At 62.4% G+C, this 18,422-nt stretch carries 20 protein-coding genes; 8 read left to right on the top strand and 12 right to left on the bottom strand.

Translation table 11 applies throughout. The annotated features are described in order from the left end of the window. Nucleotides 1–21: 21 nt before the first annotated feature. Genes NKG60_RS11700 through NKG60_RS11665 form a run of 8 tightly spaced genes read right to left on the bottom strand, consistent with a single transcriptional unit; the run spans nt 22 to nt 8,981 of the window. Nucleotides 22–1,068 carry a UDP-glucuronic acid decarboxylase family protein gene (locus NKG60_RS11700; RefSeq protein WP_352660349.1) on the bottom strand — a complete coding sequence of 349 codons (1,047 nt, stop codon included), beginning with the start codon at nt 1,066–1,068 and terminating at the stop codon, nt 22–24. 23 nt (nt 1,069–1,091) lie between these two features. Then, a complete protein-coding gene (locus tag NKG60_RS11695; RefSeq protein WP_352660352.1) occupies nt 1,092–2,201 on the bottom strand; it encodes a CgeB family protein in 1,110 nt (369 codons plus the stop codon). Beyond that, entirely contained in the window at nt 2,198–3,292 is a 1,095-nt protein-coding gene (locus NKG60_RS11690) for a CgeB family protein (protein WP_352660355.1), read from the bottom strand. Before NKG60_RS11690 ends, NKG60_RS11695 begins: the two co-directional genes overlap by 4 nt. Continuing rightward, nucleotides 3,289–4,419: a CgeB family protein gene (locus tag NKG60_RS11685; protein ID WP_352660358.1), complete on the bottom strand. Its 1,131-nt coding sequence runs from the start codon at nt 4,417–4,419 to the stop codon at nt 3,289–3,291. The genes NKG60_RS11690 and NKG60_RS11685 overlap by 4 nt, the downstream gene beginning before the upstream one ends. Before the next feature lie 2 nt (nt 4,420–4,421). Continuing rightward, nucleotides 4,422–5,486 carry a glycosyltransferase family 4 protein gene (locus tag NKG60_RS11680; protein WP_352660360.1) on the bottom strand — a complete coding sequence of 355 codons (1,065 nt, stop codon included), beginning with the start codon at nt 5,484–5,486 and terminating at the stop codon, nt 4,422–4,424. A 23-nt stretch (nt 5,487–5,509) separates the two neighbouring features. Next, nucleotides 5,510–6,802: a TIGR04295 family B12-binding domain-containing radical SAM protein gene (locus NKG60_RS11675; RefSeq protein WP_352660362.1), complete on the bottom strand. Its 1,293-nt coding sequence runs from the start codon at nt 6,800–6,802 to the stop codon at nt 5,510–5,512. Continuing rightward, complete coding sequence (locus tag NKG60_RS11670) at nt 6,799–7,878, bottom strand: NAD-dependent epimerase/dehydratase family protein (RefSeq protein ID WP_352660365.1); 1,080 nt, start codon at nt 7,876–7,878, stop codon at nt 6,799–6,801. The genes NKG60_RS11675 and NKG60_RS11670 overlap by 4 nt, the downstream gene beginning before the upstream one ends. Beyond that, entirely contained in the window at nt 7,875–8,981 is a 1,107-nt protein-coding gene (locus NKG60_RS11665) for an NAD-dependent epimerase/dehydratase family protein (protein WP_352660368.1), read from the bottom strand. Before NKG60_RS11665 ends, NKG60_RS11670 begins: the two co-directional genes overlap by 4 nt. A gap of 256 nt (nt 8,982–9,237) precedes the next feature. On the opposite strand from NKG60_RS11665, the gene NKG60_RS11660 reads away from it, so the two are divergent. Then, nucleotides 9,238–9,507, top strand: a complete 270-nt coding sequence (locus tag NKG60_RS11660) for a hypothetical protein (RefSeq protein WP_352467978.1) — start codon at nt 9,238–9,240, stop codon at nt 9,505–9,507. A gap of 24 nt (nt 9,508–9,531) precedes the next feature. Here NKG60_RS11660 and NKG60_RS11655 read toward each other — a convergent pair whose 3' ends face one another. Further along, nucleotides 9,532–10,128, bottom strand: coding sequence for a response regulator (locus tag NKG60_RS11655; RefSeq protein WP_352660371.1), 597 nt, complete (start codon nt 10,126–10,128; stop codon nt 9,532–9,534). 1 nt (nt 10,129) lies between these two features. Further along, on the bottom strand, nt 10,130–10,327 hold the full coding sequence (locus NKG60_RS11650) for a hypothetical protein (RefSeq protein WP_352660374.1): 198 nt from the start codon (nt 10,325–10,327) through the stop codon (nt 10,130–10,132). Nucleotides 10,328–10,493: 166 nt separating this feature from the next. Here NKG60_RS11650 and NKG60_RS11645 point away from each other — a divergent pair, with 166 nt between their 5' ends. Together NKG60_RS11645 and NKG60_RS11640 are read left to right on the top strand one after the other, a co-directional pair. Beyond that, the gene (locus tag NKG60_RS11645; RefSeq protein WP_352660377.1) at nt 10,494–13,598 is read left to right on the top strand and encodes a CheR family methyltransferase; all 3,105 of its coding nucleotides are present in this window, start codon (nt 10,494–10,496) and stop codon (nt 13,596–13,598) included. Further along, entirely contained in the window at nt 13,595–13,954 is a 360-nt protein-coding gene (locus tag NKG60_RS11640; RefSeq protein WP_352660381.1) for a response regulator, read from the top strand. The genes NKG60_RS11645 and NKG60_RS11640 overlap by 4 nt, the downstream gene beginning before the upstream one ends. Before the next feature lie 68 nt (nt 13,955–14,022). Here NKG60_RS11640 and NKG60_RS11635 read toward each other — a convergent pair whose 3' ends face one another. Continuing rightward, nucleotides 14,023–16,323 (bottom strand): FdhF/YdeP family oxidoreductase, encoded by a 2,301-nt coding sequence (locus NKG60_RS11635; RefSeq protein ID WP_352660384.1) that lies wholly within the window; start codon nt 16,321–16,323, stop codon nt 14,023–14,025. A 145-nt stretch (nt 16,324–16,468) separates the two neighbouring features. On the opposite strand from NKG60_RS11635, the gene NKG60_RS11630 reads away from it, so the two are divergent. The 5 genes from NKG60_RS11630 to NKG60_RS11610 all read left to right on the top strand — a co-directional run bounded on the left by NKG60_RS11630 (nt 16,469) and on the right by NKG60_RS11610 (nt 17,997). Then, the gene (locus NKG60_RS11630; protein ID WP_352660387.1) at nt 16,469–16,687 is read left to right on the top strand and encodes a hypothetical protein; all 219 of its coding nucleotides are present in this window, start codon (nt 16,469–16,471) and stop codon (nt 16,685–16,687) included. 27 nt (nt 16,688–16,714) lie between these two features. Then, the gene (locus NKG60_RS11625) at nt 16,715–17,152 is read left to right on the top strand and encodes a GFA family protein (protein WP_502903342.1); all 438 of its coding nucleotides are present in this window, start codon (nt 16,715–16,717) and stop codon (nt 17,150–17,152) included. 148 nt (nt 17,153–17,300) lie between these two features. Continuing rightward, nucleotides 17,301–17,459 (top strand): hypothetical protein, encoded by a 159-nt coding sequence (locus tag NKG60_RS11620; RefSeq protein ID WP_352660393.1) that lies wholly within the window; start codon nt 17,301–17,303, stop codon nt 17,457–17,459. 136 nt (nt 17,460–17,595) lie between these two features. Then, nucleotides 17,596–17,775: a hypothetical protein gene (locus NKG60_RS11615; RefSeq protein WP_352660396.1), complete on the top strand. Its 180-nt coding sequence runs from the start codon at nt 17,596–17,598 to the stop codon at nt 17,773–17,775. A 3-nt stretch (nt 17,776–17,778) separates the two neighbouring features. Further along, nucleotides 17,779–17,997 carry a hypothetical protein gene (locus tag NKG60_RS11610; RefSeq protein ID WP_352660399.1) on the top strand — a complete coding sequence of 73 codons (219 nt, stop codon included), beginning with the start codon at nt 17,779–17,781 and terminating at the stop codon, nt 17,995–17,997. A 43-nt stretch (nt 17,998–18,040) separates the two neighbouring features. Here NKG60_RS11610 and NKG60_RS11605 read toward each other — a convergent pair whose 3' ends face one another. Continuing rightward, complete coding sequence (locus tag NKG60_RS11605) at nt 18,041–18,316, bottom strand: hypothetical protein (RefSeq protein WP_352660402.1); 276 nt, start codon at nt 18,314–18,316, stop codon at nt 18,041–18,043. Nucleotides 18,317–18,422 lie beyond the last annotated feature (106 nt).

Here is an 18,422-nt window from a genome sequence, read left to right as displayed (position 1 = left end):
GCGGTCAGACGCTCCCGGCCGTCAGGCCGGCAGGTTTTGCAGCCGGCCTGATGCAGAACGCACGGCGGGGGCAATTCGACGTCTTCTGTCGATCATCTGCGCCGCCTCAAGCTCGGCAAAATAGCCGATTGTGCGCATCAAACCCTGCCTGAGCGGCACTTTCGGCGACCAGCCGAGAAGCTTCCTTGCACGGGAAATGTCGGGTTGCCGACGACGAGGATCGTCTTGCGGCAGCGGCAGGAATTTCAGGCCCGATTTGGTTGCGGTCATGCCTCTCACCAGGCTCGCCAGTTGCAGGATGGTGAACTCCCCTGGATTGCCCAGATTGACGGGCTGCCGCGGATTGGGATCGACCTCCATCAACCGCATCAAGCCGTCGACCAGATCGGAAACATAGCAGAACGATCTGGTCTGCAGTCCGTCGCCGAATATCGTCAGCGGCCGTCTCTCGAGTGCCTGCATGATCAGATTGGAAACGATCCGTCCGTCCGCAGGGTCCATCCTTGGACCATAGGTGTTGAAGATACGCGCGACGCGGATATCGGCTTTTCCCATTCTCAAATAGTCGAAACACAAGGTTTCGGCGGTACGCTTGCCTTCGTCATAGCAGGCGCGGGGGCCGATGCAGTTCACGTGGCCGACATAGTCCTCCTTCTGCGGATGCTGTTCGGGATCGCCATAAATTTCGCTGGTGGACGCCTGCAGGAACCGGGCGCCATTACGAGCGGCGAGCTCCAGCAGATTGAGTGTCCCGATAACGCAAGTCCGCGTCGTATGGACCGGGTCGGCCTGGTAACGCGGCGGCGAGGCCGCGCACGCCATGTTGAAGATGCGGTCCACCGGTTCGCTAAGCTCCAGCGGCCGGCAAATGTCTTGCTTGATCAGCCGAAAATCCGGACGATCGGCGATCGATGCTATGTTCTCCATGCGGCCGGTAAGGAAATTGTCGACGCAGATCACGCGCCAGCCGGCCTGGAGCATTGTCTCGCAAAGATGCGAACCGAGGAAGCCTGCGCCGCCCGCGACAAGCACGGTCTTAGTCCGTTGCACCTTTCTTGATAGCTGCATCTCTATCTTCTCCCGTCTGCGGGTCATGCTGCGCTCTCGACATCCAGATCGAGAACAGAACGTGGCGATTTGGCCTGCGCCAGCAGCGAAATGAATTCGCGGGCTCTTGCGATGCTTGTGTGAGCTGCCAGGATGAGCACGCGCGCCTGCTTGGCCATGGCAAGCCGGGCGCCGTCGGATTCCCCAGACAGGATACCGATTACGTCCTCGGTCCTGCGCGCGGTGTGGATCGTCCGCTCCGGAAACAGGCTGTCCAGTCCGGCCCAGCTATCGCTGATGATCGCCGTGCCGCAGGCGGCTGCCTCGAAGAGGCGCACACTGGGCGACCATCCGGCCGCGATCATGGAACTGCGCGTGACGTTCAAAGTGTAGCGTTGGCGGCTGTAAAAGGCCGCGTGGTCCGCCGGCGGCAGGTGTTCGATGCGATCCACATTGTCCGGCCAGGCGATTTCGCGCGGATATTGCGAACCTGCCACGACGAAGCGGCGCTCCGGAATGCGACGCGCCGGTTCAAACAGCAAGGCCTCCAGCGTCGCCTGGCGGTCGGGGCTGTAGGTGCCGAGATAGCCGAGATCCCAGCGGATTGGATCGCCGGTTCCATGATGCCGTTCCGGGTCGACGGAGCAGTAGAGCGGCTCGGCCCGCCTCGCGCCGAATTCCGCCGTCAGACGGGCAAGCGTCGGCCCGCCGGTGAACGAGAAGTAGACGTCGAAATACGGGACCTGCCGTCTGGCAATATACTCGCAATCATCGGTTGAAAGCTTTGCCAGCGTGACCGGCGTGTCGATGTCGTAGAAGCAGAACTGACCCGTGCACAGCGATGCCACGACGTCGATGATTTCCGCGCCTTCCGGAACGAAGGAGCCGACGACCACGATATCGGCATCGCGCAGGCAGCGCGCAAAATTGCGGCGAAGATCATCGGTCGTTTCGTAGTAGCGTAGCGCGCAGAAATCGGGGTCGCGCAGATCCCGGTGACTTGCATACCACGGCACGTCGCGTTCGAGAAAAGTGACGCGGTGGCCGAGTTCGTGGAGACCTTTGAGCAGCCCCCGAAAGGTGGTGGCGTGGCCGTTTCCCCAGGATGAGGAGAGCGACAGGCCAAGAAAGACGATGTCGAGCGGCTTCGTCATTCGGCCGCCTCCACGGTCGGACGCTCGAAATGGCGCCTGAAGATGGCGTCGGCCAAAACGGCCCGTGTCGTATAGGTATGTTCGCCAAGCACCCGCAGAAGCGCCGATGTCCCGATCGCCTTGGCCCGTTCGGCACTAAGGCTTTGCATGATCTCGGCGACGTCCTCGCCATCGCGCGCGATCAGGATTTCCTCGCCGGGTTTCAGGAACAGGTCTACACCGAGCCAGGCGTCGGTGATGAGGCATGCGCCGGCGCCCGCCGCCTCGAAAACGCGCGTCGCAGGTGAAAAGCCATTGGCCGCCATGCTGTCGCGGCTGATGTTCAGCACCGCCTTGGCCGTGACGTTCAATGCATTGTGGTCGCGCGTGCCGACATGGCCGAGCCATCGGACATTGGCGGGCATCTGCTTGTCGCCCCAGCCCGATCCGCCGAGCAGGAAGCGCTGATCGGCCGAGCGGCCGGCCGGTTCGAGGAAGAAGGCCTCGACGCGCGCCTCGCGGTCCGGCAGCCGGTTGCCGAGAAAGGCGAGATCGCAGTCAAAGCGCGTATCCTTGCCGACGGGATGATGCGTTTCCGGATCGAGCGCATTGTAGATCGGCACGCATTCGGCCGCCCCCATTGCCCGATAAGCCCAGACCACCGGGTCGCCGCCGCCATAGGTCAGCACGAGGTCGATTTCCTGCAGCGCGCGATGCAGCGGATGGTCGGGCTCGTCGCGCAACTGGCCAAGCGTCGCCGGCGCATCGACATCCCAGAATACGGTGAGCGCATCGGCACGGGCGTGATCGAGCACCGCCCGCAACAGCGCGTCGTCGGCGAAACCGACGCCACTCGCCTTGACGACGATATCTGCCTCCGCCGCCCGCGCCGCCACCTGCATCATGGCATGCGGAGTGGCCTCGTAGACGACGACGGCACACCAGTCCGGCGCTTCGATGTCGCGGTTCTTCTGGCGATCGTAGACGTCCGGCTCGTAGAAGATGATGTCATAGCCGAGCCTTGCCAGGGCCTTGAGCAGTCCGCGGTAATAGGTGGCCGCGCCGTTCCAATAGGACGACAGCAGGCTCGACCCGTAAAATGCGATCTTCATTCGGCGGCCTCCTTTGCAAGGATCGTGTCGGCGGCTTGGCGGTGCCCGCATTCGGCGAGCACGCCGAACAGTTCATCCGCCCGATGCCGGCATGTGTGCCGTGAGCGAATGGTCTCGAGGCCCGATCTCGCCAGAGAAGCGGCGAGATCCCCGTCACGCAGCACGGCGCGAAGATGACGCCGCATCTCGGAACCGTTGTTTGCAAACAGGAAATCGGTGCCGGGCCTGAACAAGCCTTCGACATCGGACCAGGGTGCCGAAACAAGCGGAATGCCACAGGCGAGCGCCTCGAACATGCGGATGGTCGGGATGCCGGGCAGGCTTTCGCGGTATGGACGCCGCGGGATGTGAACCGTGATGCGGCTCGCCGCAAACGCCTTCGGCACGTCGGCATTGGCGATCCAGCCTTCGTAGTGCAGGCCGGCGGCCGCAAGGTCGGCGAGCGCCTCGCGTGGATAGCGGACGCCGTGGACAGTGCCGCTCAGGCCAAGCTCATGCACCGGGTCGACCAGGAATTCCCTGATTTCGGTGCTGCGCTCGTCGTCGCCCCAATTGCCGATCCAGATCAGGTCGGCGCTACGCTCGATTTCAGGATGGGGCTGGAACAGATGGTCATCGGCTGCCTCGTGCCAGGTGAAGACCCGCTTGCCCCATCCGGCGCGAAGATAGCTTTCCCGCAGCGCCTCGCCGAAGGCGAGCACGCCGTCATAATGTTCAAGCTGCAAGGCGGAAATCGCTTGCGTGGCCGAGATGGCGCGATGGTGCGTGTCGTGGAACAGCAGCGTGAAACGGCCGCCAATTGCTTTCGCCCTTCCCAGCCGCGCGACAAGGTCCGGCTCGGTCCACTCATGCACGATCACCACATCGGCATCGGAGATCCAGGCTTCGTGGTCGAAGGCGGCGTAATAGGTGACCGGCATCAACTCGGGAAAATCCTTCCGGAAACGCTCGATCGCGAAGGACCCTTTCTCGGCCAGCAGGTTCGACCGGCTCCAGCCGTCGGCGGGCTCCAGCGCAATCGCCTGGTGCCCACGCGCGACCAGCTCGCGCATGATGCCGCGCAGGAAATGTGCGTTGCCGTGGTTCCAGTCGGAAACGATCGAATGGGTGTAGAATAAAAACCGCATGATCAACTATCCGCCATGGTGGCCAGGGCCGCCTTGTCGTAGACGCCGCGCATGGCGGTCGCCTGTCTTGCCAATGAAAATCTGCGGCTTCGGCGAGCCGCTGCCTCACCGAGCTCTCGCCGGCGCTGCGCGTCGCTGCAAAGGCTGTTGATGCATCTGGCGAGATCGCCCGGATCGCGTGCGTCGTAGAACATGGCCGCGCCGTCCCACAATTCGCGATAGGTCGAGATATCGGCGAGCACCAAAGGCGTCTTCGACATCGCGGCTTCCAGCGTGGCCAGGCCGAACGGTTCGTAGAGCGACGGCGATACGAAAATGCCGGCCCGCGCCATCAGCAAGCGCACTTCCTCATGCGGCACCGGCCCGACGGGAACGGCGTGGCTGAAGCCAACATGCTGGCCGTCCGGCCCTTGCAGCGAGCCGGCGACGAAGACCGGCCATTGCGTGAGGGAAGCGGCCTGGTCCAGCACCGCCGCATTCTTTCCTTCGTCCCACCAACGCGCGGCGGCGAAAACGACCGATTCACGTCTTTCGCTCTTCGCTCCGGGCCGTGCGCCGTTGCCGACGACGCTCAGGCGCGCGATCGGCCCGTAGCAGGTTTCGAGCATGTCCGCATGGCTGCGGCTCGGTGCAACGACCATGCCTGCTTTGTCGAAACCGCGCCGGTTGCGGTCCTTCTGCCAGGCCCATTCGCCGTCCGCCGCCTGTCCCTTGACGGCGTGGAACCATGTCACCACGCAGGAATGCGACACCGCCACGATCGGGCAGGGCACGTCGAGCCCCGCGGCCTGGGTCGGCGCGTTGAGATGGACGATTTCGATGGCGTAGTCACGGATGAGCGGCTGCAGCTCCTGCTGCAATGTGTCGAGGTCGTGCTCGTTGCGGGTCATCCAGTCGGGCGGCGTGTTGAGCCAGGTCAGCGCCGCGAATGACTGGGCGTCCTCGGCCTGCTGCCTGGACGGTTCCGGACCAAGCCCGGCAAGCACGACGCTGTCGCCGCCGGCGACCAGTTGCCTCGCCAGATCGAGTGCATAGCGCCAGACGCCGCCAACGGCATCGATAGTCATCAGGATACGCCGCGGTCGCGGGCTCAGTGTCCGCAACATGTGGCCTCCAATTCAGCCAGCGGACGCGGCCGCTTCTCCTGGATGTCGCTGAACGTTCGGAAGGATGCGAGATAATGTTCATGCGCGCGCTCCCAGGCGAGATCGTCGGGCTCGCCCCAAAGTTCGCGATAGCTCGGCGAACTCGGATAGGGATAAAGCGGCACCGGCTCGTTGGCCCAAACGCCGTTGTCGATCAGGTGCTTTCGCCAATAGTCGACCAGCGCCGGGTCGTCCTCGACCACGCCGATCAGATTGGCCTGCACGAACGGCACGTGGCGCCTTGCGTCGACCAGCAACGCGGCCAGTTCCTCGGTGCCCAGCCGGCAGCGTTTTGCCAGCATGGCGCGGCCTTCCACCGTCAGGCTTTCGAGGCCCGCTTCGATCGAGACGCAACCGGCAGCGCCGAGCAGTTTCAGCAGTTCCGGCTTCCAGAGGTCGATACGGGTCTGCACGCCGAACTTCACATCGCGATCGACCAGCGCCTCCAGCAGCGCCTTTTGCGGCAGGAAGATCTCATCGATGAAGTAGATGTAGCCGACACCCTGTGCGATCAGTCGGTCGATCTCGGCGATCACTGCTTCGTGGTTCCGTCGGCGATAGGCATCGCGGAAATCGATCTTGGCGCAGAAGCTGCAATTATACGGGCAACCGCGCGACGCCTCGACCTCCGCCCCGAAACCGACCTGGTCGTCATCGAAGCGGTGATGATGGTGCTGATGGGCGGCAATCCAGTCCGATGGCCATTCGAGCGCTGGGTGATCGATGAACGAGCTCGCATGTACGCCGCCGTTCGAGACCAGTTCTCCTTCCTCGAAATGGGCGGTGGACGGCACAGCACTCCAGTCGTCGCGCCGAGCAAGTTCCGCGACCACTTCCTCGCACTCGCCGCGCACGACGATGTCGACGCCGAGCTTGCGCAAAGTCGGCGTCGGCGTCGCCGAACCATGCGGCCCGACGGCGACGGTGCGGCCGCCGCGCCCGGCAAGATGGTTGAGGAAATCGGCCGGCACGCGCAACTCGGGAGGTGCGCAGCGCCAGAACAGGTAGGTCGGCGCGGTGCTGACGACGGTCATGTCAGGCTCGAAGGCGGCGACGCGATCGGCTAGCGCGGCGTTGTCGAGCTTCTGGATCTGCCCGTCCAGCATCAGCACCAGGTGGCCGCCGGCTTCGAGCAGCGCTTTCGAATAGCCGAGTTCGAGCGGCAGATGCGGCTGGCGGCAGCCAAAGTAGATGCTGTCCTGGTACGTCCAGGACGGATTGACCAGAGCGACCTTCATGCCACGTACCTCGCCGGTTCGGGATGCGGGTCGAGGCGATGACGCTGCAGCCAGTCGGCTAGGTCGCGGATGCCGTTTTGCCACGAGACGTGCGCTTTCCATCCCAGCGCCGCCTCGATCGCGCGCGTGTCAGCGACGAAGAACGGTTGATCGCCGGTGCGTTCGCGGTCGTAACGGATCGGAACGTCCCGTTTCGTTAGGTCGCGAATCTCCTTCAGCAGCATGCGCAGGCTGACGGCGTTGTCCGGTCCGCCGCCGAGATTGAATGCCTGGCCCTTGACTGCCTCGATCCGGTCGAGAACGGCGCGGTAAGCCGCGACCGCGTCGGCAACGTGGAGGATGTCGCGCACCTGCTTGCCGTCGCCATAGATGGTGATCGGCCGGTCGGAGAAGGCGCTAAGCAGGAAATGGGCGACCCAGCCCTGATCCTCCGTCCCGAACTGGCGCGGGCCATAGATGCAGCTCATGCGCAGCACCGCCGTCGGCAAATCGTATGACTTGGCGTAGTCGAGGACATACTGGTCCGCCGCGCCCTTGGAGCAGCCATAGGGCGTGCAGAAATCGAGGCCGCGCGTCTCGTCGATGCCGTGCGCATGGATGGCCGCGTCGCGAGGCGCGTATTTGCCGTCCTCTTCGCGCATGGCGAGGTCGGTGAGGCGGCCATAGACCTTGTTGGTGCTGGCGAAAACGACGGGGATGCGCTTGCCGCTGCGGCGAGCGGCTTCCAGGACGTTGAACGTTCCGCGCAGGTTGATGTCGAAATCCTCGTCCGGCCGAACCAGGCTCGTGGTGACGGCGGTCTGCGCGGCAAAGTGGAAAACCGCCTTCGAACCGGCCACCAGCGGCATCAGCGCCTCGGCGTCGCGGACGTCGGCTATGTCGATGGTAAGGCGGCTGCCGTGCTTTTGCGTCAGCCATTCCAAGTTCTGCTCGACGCCGGGACGGCTCAGATTGTCGATGACCAGCACCGGTTCGCCATCCGACAACAGGCTGTCGGCGAGGTTGGAGCCGATGAAGCCGCTGCCACCGATAATGGCGACGGGCGCTTCGCGAAAATTGCGTGAATCCGGTCTCATGACACCAGTCCTCGCGCTTCGAGTTCCCGCTTCATCTCGGCGCTGCGATCGATGGCGACGGTGTTGCGCACCCATGCGACGAAATCGCCGAGCGAATGCTCCAGCCGGTATTGCGGCTGGAAGCCGAGCAGTTCGCGCGCCTTCGAGATGTCGGCAAAGCAATTGCGGATATCGCCGGAGCGTGCCTTGCCGAGGATTTCCGGCTGGCGGCCAGGTACGCCCATTGCTTCGGCGAGCAGCCGGGCGACGTCGCTGACCGCGTAGGCTTGCCCGCTGCCGATGTTGATGACATGGCTGCGCGCCTGGGGCTGTTCCAGCGCCAGCCGGAAGGCGCGGGCAACGTCGCGCACATGCACGAAATCGCGCTGCTGCTCGCCATCCTCGAAAATCAGCGGCCGCTGGCCATTGGCGATGCGCGAGGCGAAGTTCGCCAACACGCCGGTATACGGGTTCGAGAGCGCCTGTCCGGCGCCGAAGACATTGAACAGGCGCAGCGCCACCGCGTCGACGCCATAGGCTTCGCCGAAGATCAGTACGGCGCGTTCCTGGGCGTATTTTGTCAGTGCGTAGATCGAGGCGAGGTCGACCGGTTTCTGCTCGTCGGTGGGCAGCGGCGACAGGACTTCACCTTCCGGCGACAGGGGATTCCATTGGCCGCTGCGGATGTCGTCCGGCTGCCGTCTTGCATTGTCGATGCGCCGGCCGTCTGGCGTGGCGTAGAGACCCTCGCCATAGACGCTCATCGAGGAAGCAACGACGATCCGTTCGATCGGCCGTTTGATCAGTGCCTCCAGCAACGTGGCGGTGCCGAGGTCGTTGGCGCCGACATAGCGGGCGATCTCGTACATGGACTGGCCGACGCCCACTTCAGCCGCCAGGTGAATGATCGCGTCGACATCCTCGACCGCCTCTGTGATGGCGTCGCGATCGCGAACGTCGCCTTTGATCAGCTTGGCGCCCGCCGGCAGGCTGATTGCCTCGCCGCCATGCACCTGGTCCAGCAGCACATCGAGAATTGAAACTCCATAACCATGTTCAACGAGTTCCTGGGCGACGTGGCGGCCGATAAAACCGCAGCCTCCCGTGACCAGTATACGTTTCACGACAACTCCTCATATGAATGGCTTTGCCGCCCCAAACTTCCGGGCGAAAGGTTTGTTCCCTTGCTTCAACAAAGTTCCCGGAGCGCCGCGCTCGCGAAAAGCATCGTTGCCTTGGGCACGGGAACATCGAAGCGCGCTTGGTGTTAGGAGCCATAGTCACCAACCGCGCGCACATGCCGGCCGGCGATGCATCTGCTGGTTGCAGGAATGCGGACCGGGATCTCGCGGTGTGCGGTGGAATCGAAGGGAGATTGGAATGTCTGAATCGAAGACGACCACCGATCATGATGAAATCCGCCGTTGGGCCGAGGATCGCGACGGCCGGCCGGCGGTGGTGCGCACCAAGGGCGAGGGCGGCATACTGCGCATCGACTTCGGCGAGCCTGAAGAGACGTTCGAGCCCGTCGAATGGGATGAGTTCTTCAGGATATTCGATGAGAACGAACTGGCCTTCCTCTACCAGGATGAGACCAGCGGCGGAAAAACCAGCCGCTTCAACAAATTCGTCGAACGCAGCCGGAAGTAAGGTCGCGGCCAACAGCGGCTGCGGTCAGTGCAGCAGGTTTGGCCCGCGTGCCCTGACGATGCTTCGCATGATGCCGTTGAGCCAGTCCTCGGTGGAGGAGCCGGATCGTCTCTTGTCGATTTCGCCGATGGCCTGTTCGAGCGTTCGCTCGACCAGCCGGTCGGAGGCCTCCACATCTCCCAGCAGCAGACGCGCCGCGAGCCTGAGCTTGGGAAGCAGCGAAAATACGTCGTCCGAGGGCTCCGACGCTCGACCTCCTTTCGACGACGACGTCTCGGCTGGGAAGAGAGCATCGAAAACAGCCTGGCCGTCCGAGGATTTTCGGAGGCTGCTGGCATACCGAAGGCGCTCGGGAATAACGATGTCTTCATCGCCGCTGAAAAACACGAACGGCACGCCACGGCGCATCAGTTCGTCGGCGATCGGGAATACCCGTCGTCCGTTGAGATTGACGTCCAGGATCGCGGCCTCCGCCTCGTCCGTATGTTTCGATGCCTGTTCGACTGTCGCCACCGGGCCAAGCACGACGGCGCCCATCTTGCTGAAATAACGTGCAAGATCGCCCGCCAGCATCCATTCGTCTTCGACGATCAGGATATGCAAGCCTTGCAGGTCGCGCACCTCATTGTTCCTTCTTCCTGCGGGATTTACGGCTGTCGGCGCGGACTTCTGCAAAGTGGCGAGCCAGTACCTCTTGCAACCGTTCCGCGAGCGCGAGCAGGCGAGGCGGAATATTTTCAGATACCGGGAACTTGGTCAGATCCGGCGAAGGCAGCAGGATTCGCTTTGCCGGCTTTATTTCAGGTGATCGTTTTGCCATTGGAACCGCCTCCAAAGTCAAATGTTAATGCCCACCGGCGGTACTTTGTTCCGTTGGTGGACTATTTACTGGCCTCAGGCCCGGCCCGGTCTTAATCTGAGGCGCGATTTGGGTCTAAGGCCCGATTTGACGGCTTTGTGTTTGCGGCTGTTACCAGGGGCTTGGCGTGGCATCCCAGAATGGAAGATTTCCAATTGTCGGCGTCGGTGCATCGGCCGGCGGCATTCCCGCGATGGAGGGCCTGTTCAAAGGGCTGACCGACGGCACCGGCATGGCGTTTGTCGTCGTCACGCATCTCAGCCCGGAACGGGAGAGCCTGCTGCACGAGGTCATCCGGCGTTACACCGAAATGCCGGTCGTCGTGGCCGAGGAGGGCGTGACGGTCCAACCCGACCAGGTCTATGTGATGCCGCAAAACGTCGTCCTCACCATCCGTAAGGGTGCGCTTTCGCTGCGCCGGCCGAATACGCTCAACCGCGAGCGCAAGCCAATCGACATCTTCTTCAGCGCATTGGCCGAGGACCAGGGCGAGTATGCCGTCGGCATTATCTTGTCGGGTGGCGATTCGGACGGCACGCTCGGCGCCAGGGCAATCAAGGAGCATGGCGGGCTGACGATTGCCCAGGCGTCCAACGGGTACGGCCCCCGCAACCCGGACATGCCGCAGAGTGCGATTTCGAGCGGCCTGATCGACATAGCGGCGCCCGCCGAGCAGATCGGTGCAAAGCTTCAGGCGTTTGTCCGCGGCTTCGATGTGCTGAGTGGACTGGCCGAAGCGGATGACGAGCACAAGGCCGACCTGGATCGGGCCCGCGATGAAATCTACGCCATTTTGCGCAGCCATTCCGGTCACGACTTCTCCGGCTACAAGACCAAGACGTTCCTGCGTCGCGTAAAGCGGCGCATGCAGATCACGCAGCTGCAGTCGATCACCACCTACATAGAACGGCTGAAGAGGGACACCGACGAGGTGGCGAAGCTGTTTCGCGACCTGCTCATCAACGTCACCAGCTTTTTTCGCGACGCCGAAGCGTTCAAATTGCTGGAGGAAAAGATCATACCGCAGATTTTTGAAGGCAGGAACGCCTCCGATTCGGTGCGTGTCTGGGTGCCCGGCTGCGCCACCGGCGAGGAGGTGTTCTCGATCGGCATGCTGATGCGCGAGCGCATGGAAAAGCTTTCCGCGCCGCCGCGCGTCCAGATATTCGCGACCGACATCGATGAGCCGGCTCTCGCCGTGGCGCGTGCGGCGCGTTATCCCGAAGCGCTGCTGCACGGGCTATCGGCAAAGCGCAGGCAACGCTTTTTCCACAGCGACGGCGAGAGCTATGTGCTCGGCAAAGAGGTGCGCGAACTGTGCATTTTTTCCCCGCACAGCGTTATCCGCGATCCTCCTTTCTCGCGCATGGACATGATTTCGTGCCGCAACCTGTTGATCTATTTCGGCCCGCAGATCCAGAACCGGGTCATCCCGATCTTCCATTATGCGCTGCGGCCGGGCGGTTATCTGTTCCTCGGCACGTCGGAGAGCGTCGGTCAGCACGGCGACCTGTTCGCCACGGTCGACAAGAAGCAGCGGATATTCCAGGCGCGGGAACATGCCACGCCGCGGCCGCTGGTCCTGATCGGCAATGGCCGCACGGGTGCCCTTCCGGTCGGAAGCGGCGGCTCGAAGAAGGACGCCGCCAGCCATTCACTGCGCCAGGCGATCGAGGCTCAGGTGCTGGAGCGGTTCGCCCCGCCGCACGTTCTGGTCAATGGCGATGGCGACATCGTCTACTATTCGACGCGGACGGGCAAATATCTGGAAGCGCCGCAAGGCGCGCCGAGCCGGCAGTTGCTGACCCTGGCCCGCCGCGGGCTGAGACTTGAGCTGCGCGCCGCGTTGCGGGAAGCTGCCACGACGCGCCGCACGGTCGTGCGGGAGAACATAGCGGTCGAGGAAGACGACGGACAGCTTCAGTTCATTACGCTGACGGTCGAGCCGTACACGGAACGCGGCAATGGTGAGCCCCTCTATCTCGTCCTGTTCAATTCGGTGGCACAGCCCCGGATGCGGTCCGAGCCGGCACGCGAAAACCGCGGCACCGACGACGCGGCAGATCTCGAACGGGAGTTGCGCGACACGCGCGAACGGCTGCAGTCCACCATCGAGGAATACGAAACGGCGCTGGAGGAAGTAAAGTCTTCGAACGAGGAACTCGTCTCCGTCAATGAAGAGGCGCAGTCGACCAATGAGGAGCTTGAGGCCTCGAAGGAGGAGATGCAGTCGCTCAATGAAGAGCTCAACACCATCAACGCGGAGCTGACCGGCAAGATAGAGGAGCTAGATCGCGCCAACAGCGACCTCAGAAACCTGTTCGAAAGCACGGAAATCGCGACCATCTTCCTCGACCGCAACCTTGTGGTGCGCACCTTCACTCCCGCGGCATCATCCTTCTTCAACTTGCGTCTTTCCGATGTCGGCCGGCCACTGACCGATCTTTCGAGTCAGCTCGACTACCCCGAGCTGAAACGGCACATCGATGCGGTGTTCGAGACCGGAGAGACCCTGAACCATCATCTTGCGCGCGACGACAACGGCCGGTCTTACCTGGTTCGCATCAATCCCTACCGGGACAAGAGCGGCAGCATCCAGGGCGTGGTCGTGACGCTGATCGACGTGACGACGCTGGCGCAGGCGGAAGAGCGTCAGCAGGTGCTCATCTCCGAGCTGAACCACCGGGTCAAGAACATGCTGGCGGTTGTCGCCAGCATCACCAACCGGACGCGTGAATACTCGGCGTCGAAAGACGAGTTCGCCGAAGCCTTGATAGGTCGCCTGCAGGCAATGTCACGAGCCTACAGTCTGCTCTCGCGTGAGAGCTGGACGGAAGCCTCTGTCGAGGAATTGCTGCACCAGGAGCTCGATCCTTTCGGGCCTGAACGGTTTAAGCTTGATGGCGAGAGAGTAAGCCTCAAGCCAGCACAAGGGCTTTCTTTCGGCATGGCAATCCATGAACTGGCGACCAATGCCGCCAAATATGGTGCACTGTCGAAGCCAGCCGGGCGGATAGTTGTTAAATGGTCGGTGGTCGACGGAACCTTCAAGCTGGTCTGGCGCGAGAAGGGCGGCCCCCGCATCAAGGAGCCAACCGACAGCGGCTTCGGCCTTACCCTTCTACGAGGCGAAATCGGCTACAGACTGGGCGGAAAAGTTGAAACAAGTTTCCGCTCAAATGGTTTGGAGGCGGAAATCGCATTCCCTCTGACCCGCGAGGGCTCGTCGTGACCGGACAGATGCGTGTGCTGATCGTCGAGGACGAATGGCTGATCGCCGACGACGCGGCGGCCTACCTGCGCAAAGCCGGCCATCAGGTGGTTGGACCGGTTTCGTCGGTAACGGCAGCCCTCCGGCTCGTCGGCGAAGGCGGCATAGACGCGGCGCTGTTGGATATTCAGTTGAACGACGAGACCAGCTATCCGATCGCGGAAGCGTTACGGACGCGCGGTGTTCCGTTCGCCTTTCTCTCCGGGTATAGCGAACGCGAAATTCCGGCCGGATTCCGCACATGCAGGATCGTGCAGAAGCCGGCGAGCCAGAGTGCGATCCTGAATGCCCTGGATGAACTCGCGCGAGCCTGCTGAGGTCACGATTTTGAAAGTCGTGCCAGATCACATCGGCGTGGTGCGTGCCTGCCGCGAACAACGAACGCCTATGGCAATATCCGCACCGGTATCGATTTGACCGCCGGAACATGAGCCTTCTCGGCTCTGTGCCACAAAGGAACCAGCGGGTTGAGCTCGGGATAATAACCGGCGCAATTTCCCTCCGGCACCGAGAAAGGCGTGATGCGCAGCCCGTGCACGCGGCGCTCCACACCATCTTGCGCATTGGCTTCGAGATCGACCTCCTGTCCCGCGCTCAAACCGAGGCGCTGGATGTCCTTTTCATTCATCAACAGCACCATGCGTGTGCCGCTGATGCCGCGCAGCCGGTCGTTGTAGCCGTAGACGGTCGTGTTGAACTGGTCGTTGGAGCGCACCGTGATCAGTGTCAGCACATCGCGGCCGGAGACATCGATGTCAGGGTCGGTTTCAAGGCCACTCGGCAGCTTGAAATTGGCCTTCTTGTTAGGCGTCTCCCACACACGCTTGCTCGCCTTGATGTCGCGGTGGAAGCCGCCGGGCGTCAGGAAACGCTTGTTGAAGTCGCGGAAATGTTGGGGGTAGCAGTGCTCGATTTCGTCACGGATGCGGGAATAGTCCCCAACCCACTCATCCCATGGGATCGAACTCCTGCCCGGCACTGTCGCCTTGGCAAGCTCGGCAACGATCCTGGGCTCAGAAAGCAGATGTGGCGAAGCCGGAGGTCGCGACCCGAACGAGCCGTGGATACAGGCAGTGGAATCCTCTACCGACACCCTTTGGTCGCCGCTCGCCTGATGATCTCTTTCCAGCCGTGAAAGGCACGGCAGCAAATAGGTTGTCCGGCCGGCGATCAGATGGCTGCGGTTCAGCTTGGTCGCGATCTCGACATGCAGGTCGAGCCCACGCCAGGCTTTCTCGACCAGGCCGGTTTCCGGAACCGCCCGCACGAAATTGCCGCCGAGCCCGACGAAGCCCTTGACCGATCCGTCGATGACGCCCTCGCAGGTCTCGACCGTATCGAGACCTTTCTCGCGCGGCGGTTCAAAGGCGTAGAACTCGGCGAACTTGTCGAGCGGGACGAGCTCGGGCTTTTCCGATATGCCGACGGTGCGCTGCCCCTGGACGTTGGAATGGCCGCGCAGCGGCGAAATGCCGGCGCCGGGTTTTCCAATATTGCCGCGCATCATCAAAAGGTTGCACAGCATCTGGACGTTCTCGGTGCCGTGCCGATGCTGGGTCAGGCCCATGCCGTAATTGCCGATCACGGCGTTGGCATGGCTGTAGACCTCGGCGACGTGCTCCAGATCGGCCTGCGCAACGCCGGATCGCGCGACGATATCGCTCCACTGGGTGGTGCGCAGGAAGGCTTCGAACTCGGCGAAGCCATGCGTGTGTTCGGCGATGAAAGCCGTGTCGAGGACACGCGTCCTGCCGCTTTCGCGGGCGGCGTCGTCGAGGGCCAGCAACGCCTTGGCGATACCCGTCATGGCGGCGATGTCGCCGCCCGAACGAACCTGGAAGAAGTCGCTGGACATTTTTGTGCCCGGTCCGGGCGACAGCATGTCGACGGGGTTTTGCGGATTCTTGAAGCGCTTCAGTCCCCGCTCGGGCAAGGGATTGAAAGTGAAGACGGGCACGTTGCGTTGACGTGCCTCCTGCAGCGGATGCAGCAGGCGCGGCGCCGTCACCCCGGTGTTGTGCCCGAAGAAGAACATCATGTCGCATTTCGCAAAGTCTTCGAGCTGTACGGTCCCGACCGGCGAGCCGATCGATTCCGGCAAGCCGACCGACGTCGATTCATGACACATGTTGGACGAATCGGGCAGGTTCGAAGACCCATAGATGCGCGCAAAAAGCTGGTACATGAACGAGGCCTCGAGCGAGGCGCGGCCGGACGTGTAAAACACCACCGATTTGGGATCGAGCCGCCGCAATTCGGCAGCTATGTCGCGGAATGCAGTGTCCCAGGAAACCGGCTCGTAACGGTCGGTGGCGGCATTGTAGCGCATGGGTGCGGTAAGCCTGCCCTGCTTCTCCAGATCGTGGTCCGGCCAGTCGAGCAATTCGGTCACCGAGTGCTCGGCGAAGAATGCGGGTTCGCAGCGCAGCTTGGTCTGGTCCCACATCGTGGCCTTGGCGCCGTTTTCACAGAATTCGAAAGGCCTCGGCTGGGCCGGCTTTGCCCATGAGCAAGACACGCACATATAGCCGTCGGCCTTGTTCTGCTTGAGCAGCGTGCTCCATATCCCGGACAATAGCAGGCCTTCGCCTCGCGCCTTGCGGACCAGGGATTTGAGCGATCCCCAGCCGCCTGTCGGGTGGTTGTATTTCTTAGTTTCGATGCGATCGGTTACGGCGGGTCTCATGCAAGCCACTCCCTGTAGAAGAGCACTCATACGAACCCGCCGTGAGGCTGAATGTTCCCGGCCGGCTCCGTCCCGTCACGCCGTCCGTCTAACCGGAACCATTTCCGCCATCGCTTGTTCGGCTCGAAGAAAGGAGCCGTACGAAATGGAGCGACGTAACGCGTTAATTGCAATGGTGATTTCGGCCATCATCATCGTCGGCTTTCTCATAGGCTTTTTGTACGGCGATATGGGCTGGCAAACCTCGCCGCTCAAAAGAGCCCCTGAGCAGAACCAGGGTGGCAATGCTCCAGCCGACACCTCGCCTGCCGCCGGCATCAAGAAGAACCCCAGGGAAAATACCGAAATGCCGGGCCAGCAATGAAGGCCGGTCCAGCAATGACGTTAGCCAATGCCACGAACTGAAACGGGTTCCTGTTTTTGCGGCGCCATAACGGCGCAAATGCGCGGCGAGCCGTTCTGGGTTTGCTCCGATCATGATGACGACTGTCGCAAGGCGATAGGAAGCCCGCTAACGGTGTGGGTCGGTTATCGGCCTTCTGAATTCACATTGCTCACCGGCACACTGAAGACTTTTTCGAAAACCCCCGGCGTGCTCCGGTCCTTTTGCGCGGACTGCGGAACATCGATCGGCTATATCGACCAGGGCCTGCCCAACGAACTCTATCTGGCGATCGGCTTCCTCGACCACCCCGAACGCTTTCCGCCACAGGCCCATGCATACTGGGACATGAGGCTTCCCTGGGTCGACTTTCCAGATGAGCTGCCGAGGGTGGCGACGTATTCGAGGCGGCGCGATCCTGCCTTCGGAAATCCCGCGGACCGTTAGCCTACTGCCCGCCTGCAGGTGGAAAACGTACCGTTCGCGGTTTCGTACGAAAACGACAATTGGCGCGTAGCTGAAAACGCGCAATTATTGGCCAATGGGCCGCCGTTTGGATGACAAGCTCGATTGCAAGGCGTGCGGGACGATCCTGATGGAGATTCCCGACAACGCGAAGGATTCGACGCCGATCTATTGCAGCAATTGCGGCGCCTATCTCGGCGAATGGGGCGATCTGCAGGAGGATTTCTTCCGGCAGGCTTTCGGCGCCCAGGCCTTCGACCTGAACAACGGAAACATCATCAAGAAATAGTCCTGGATTGTGCCGGCCGCCCGCCGGCCAAGCCACGGCCCGTGGACCCGGCTCGTTGCGGCAATCGCCGTTCGTATCGGACCCTCGGGAACCTTTCTCCCGAGCCGCTTGTTTGGGTGGCGGAAGGAGAAACGCCATGAGCACAAAACCTCCCCCTGTGCCGCCGAAGAATCAGAGCCCAAAGGGCGCCGGTGACAAAAAATCGGTAGCGGCCGACCAGGCACCGCAATCTGCCGTTCCGGATCCCGACAAGCAGGGCCAGCAAGGCAATACGAAGGTCAACACTACCCATCAAGGTAACGTCCAAGATCGCTAGGTCATGTCCACGTCGAAGAAAACGCCTGCCAGCATCCGCCAGGGCGGTCCTGGCGCCGCGCACGAAAACGCCAAGAAGCCGCTGAGCGTCGACAAGCCGCCGGCCGCGCCCGACCGTCGCAGCCACAGCAAGGTCTCCGGCGGCGGCGGCGAACGCGACAGCCATCATACCCACGACCCCGAAAAGAAAGGCGACACTCGGCCCGCGCATCAGGACAAGTGAAGTCGGGCAGCGAGGCGGAGATCGGTAGAGCTCGAGCGAAATGTCAGCGGGGACGTCGCGCCAAGGCAATCGGCACGACATTGTCGACATTTACCACCGGGACCACCGGCAAGTCGAACAGCATCGCAAGCCCCCGCGTCGCGGCCATTTCCACGATCAGTTCCTCGATGGATTGATCGGTCAGGCGGGTCTCGATGCTCAGCCGGATCATCGCTGCAAGTTTATGGACTGGCACCGGCACCGACTTCGCCCGATCGTCGAGCAGCTTGCTGATCTCTATCACGACGTCAGCGTCGATATTCCTGGGCAAGTCTCGCATAAGCGCCTCCCCGCCAAACGAAACGAAAAGCCCGCCGCACCTTTCGATACGGCGGGCGATCCAGTAATGCGCACCGGCGAGGGGATCGGGTGGGCGTGCCGGCGCG

The organism is Mesorhizobium sp. M1428 (assembly GCF_040317515.1).
GTDB lineage: Bacteria > Pseudomonadota > Alphaproteobacteria > Rhizobiales > Rhizobiaceae > Mesorhizobium.
The sequence above is the reverse complement of the archived record's forward strand: the minus strand, read 5'-3'. Positions and strand labels throughout refer to the sequence as shown.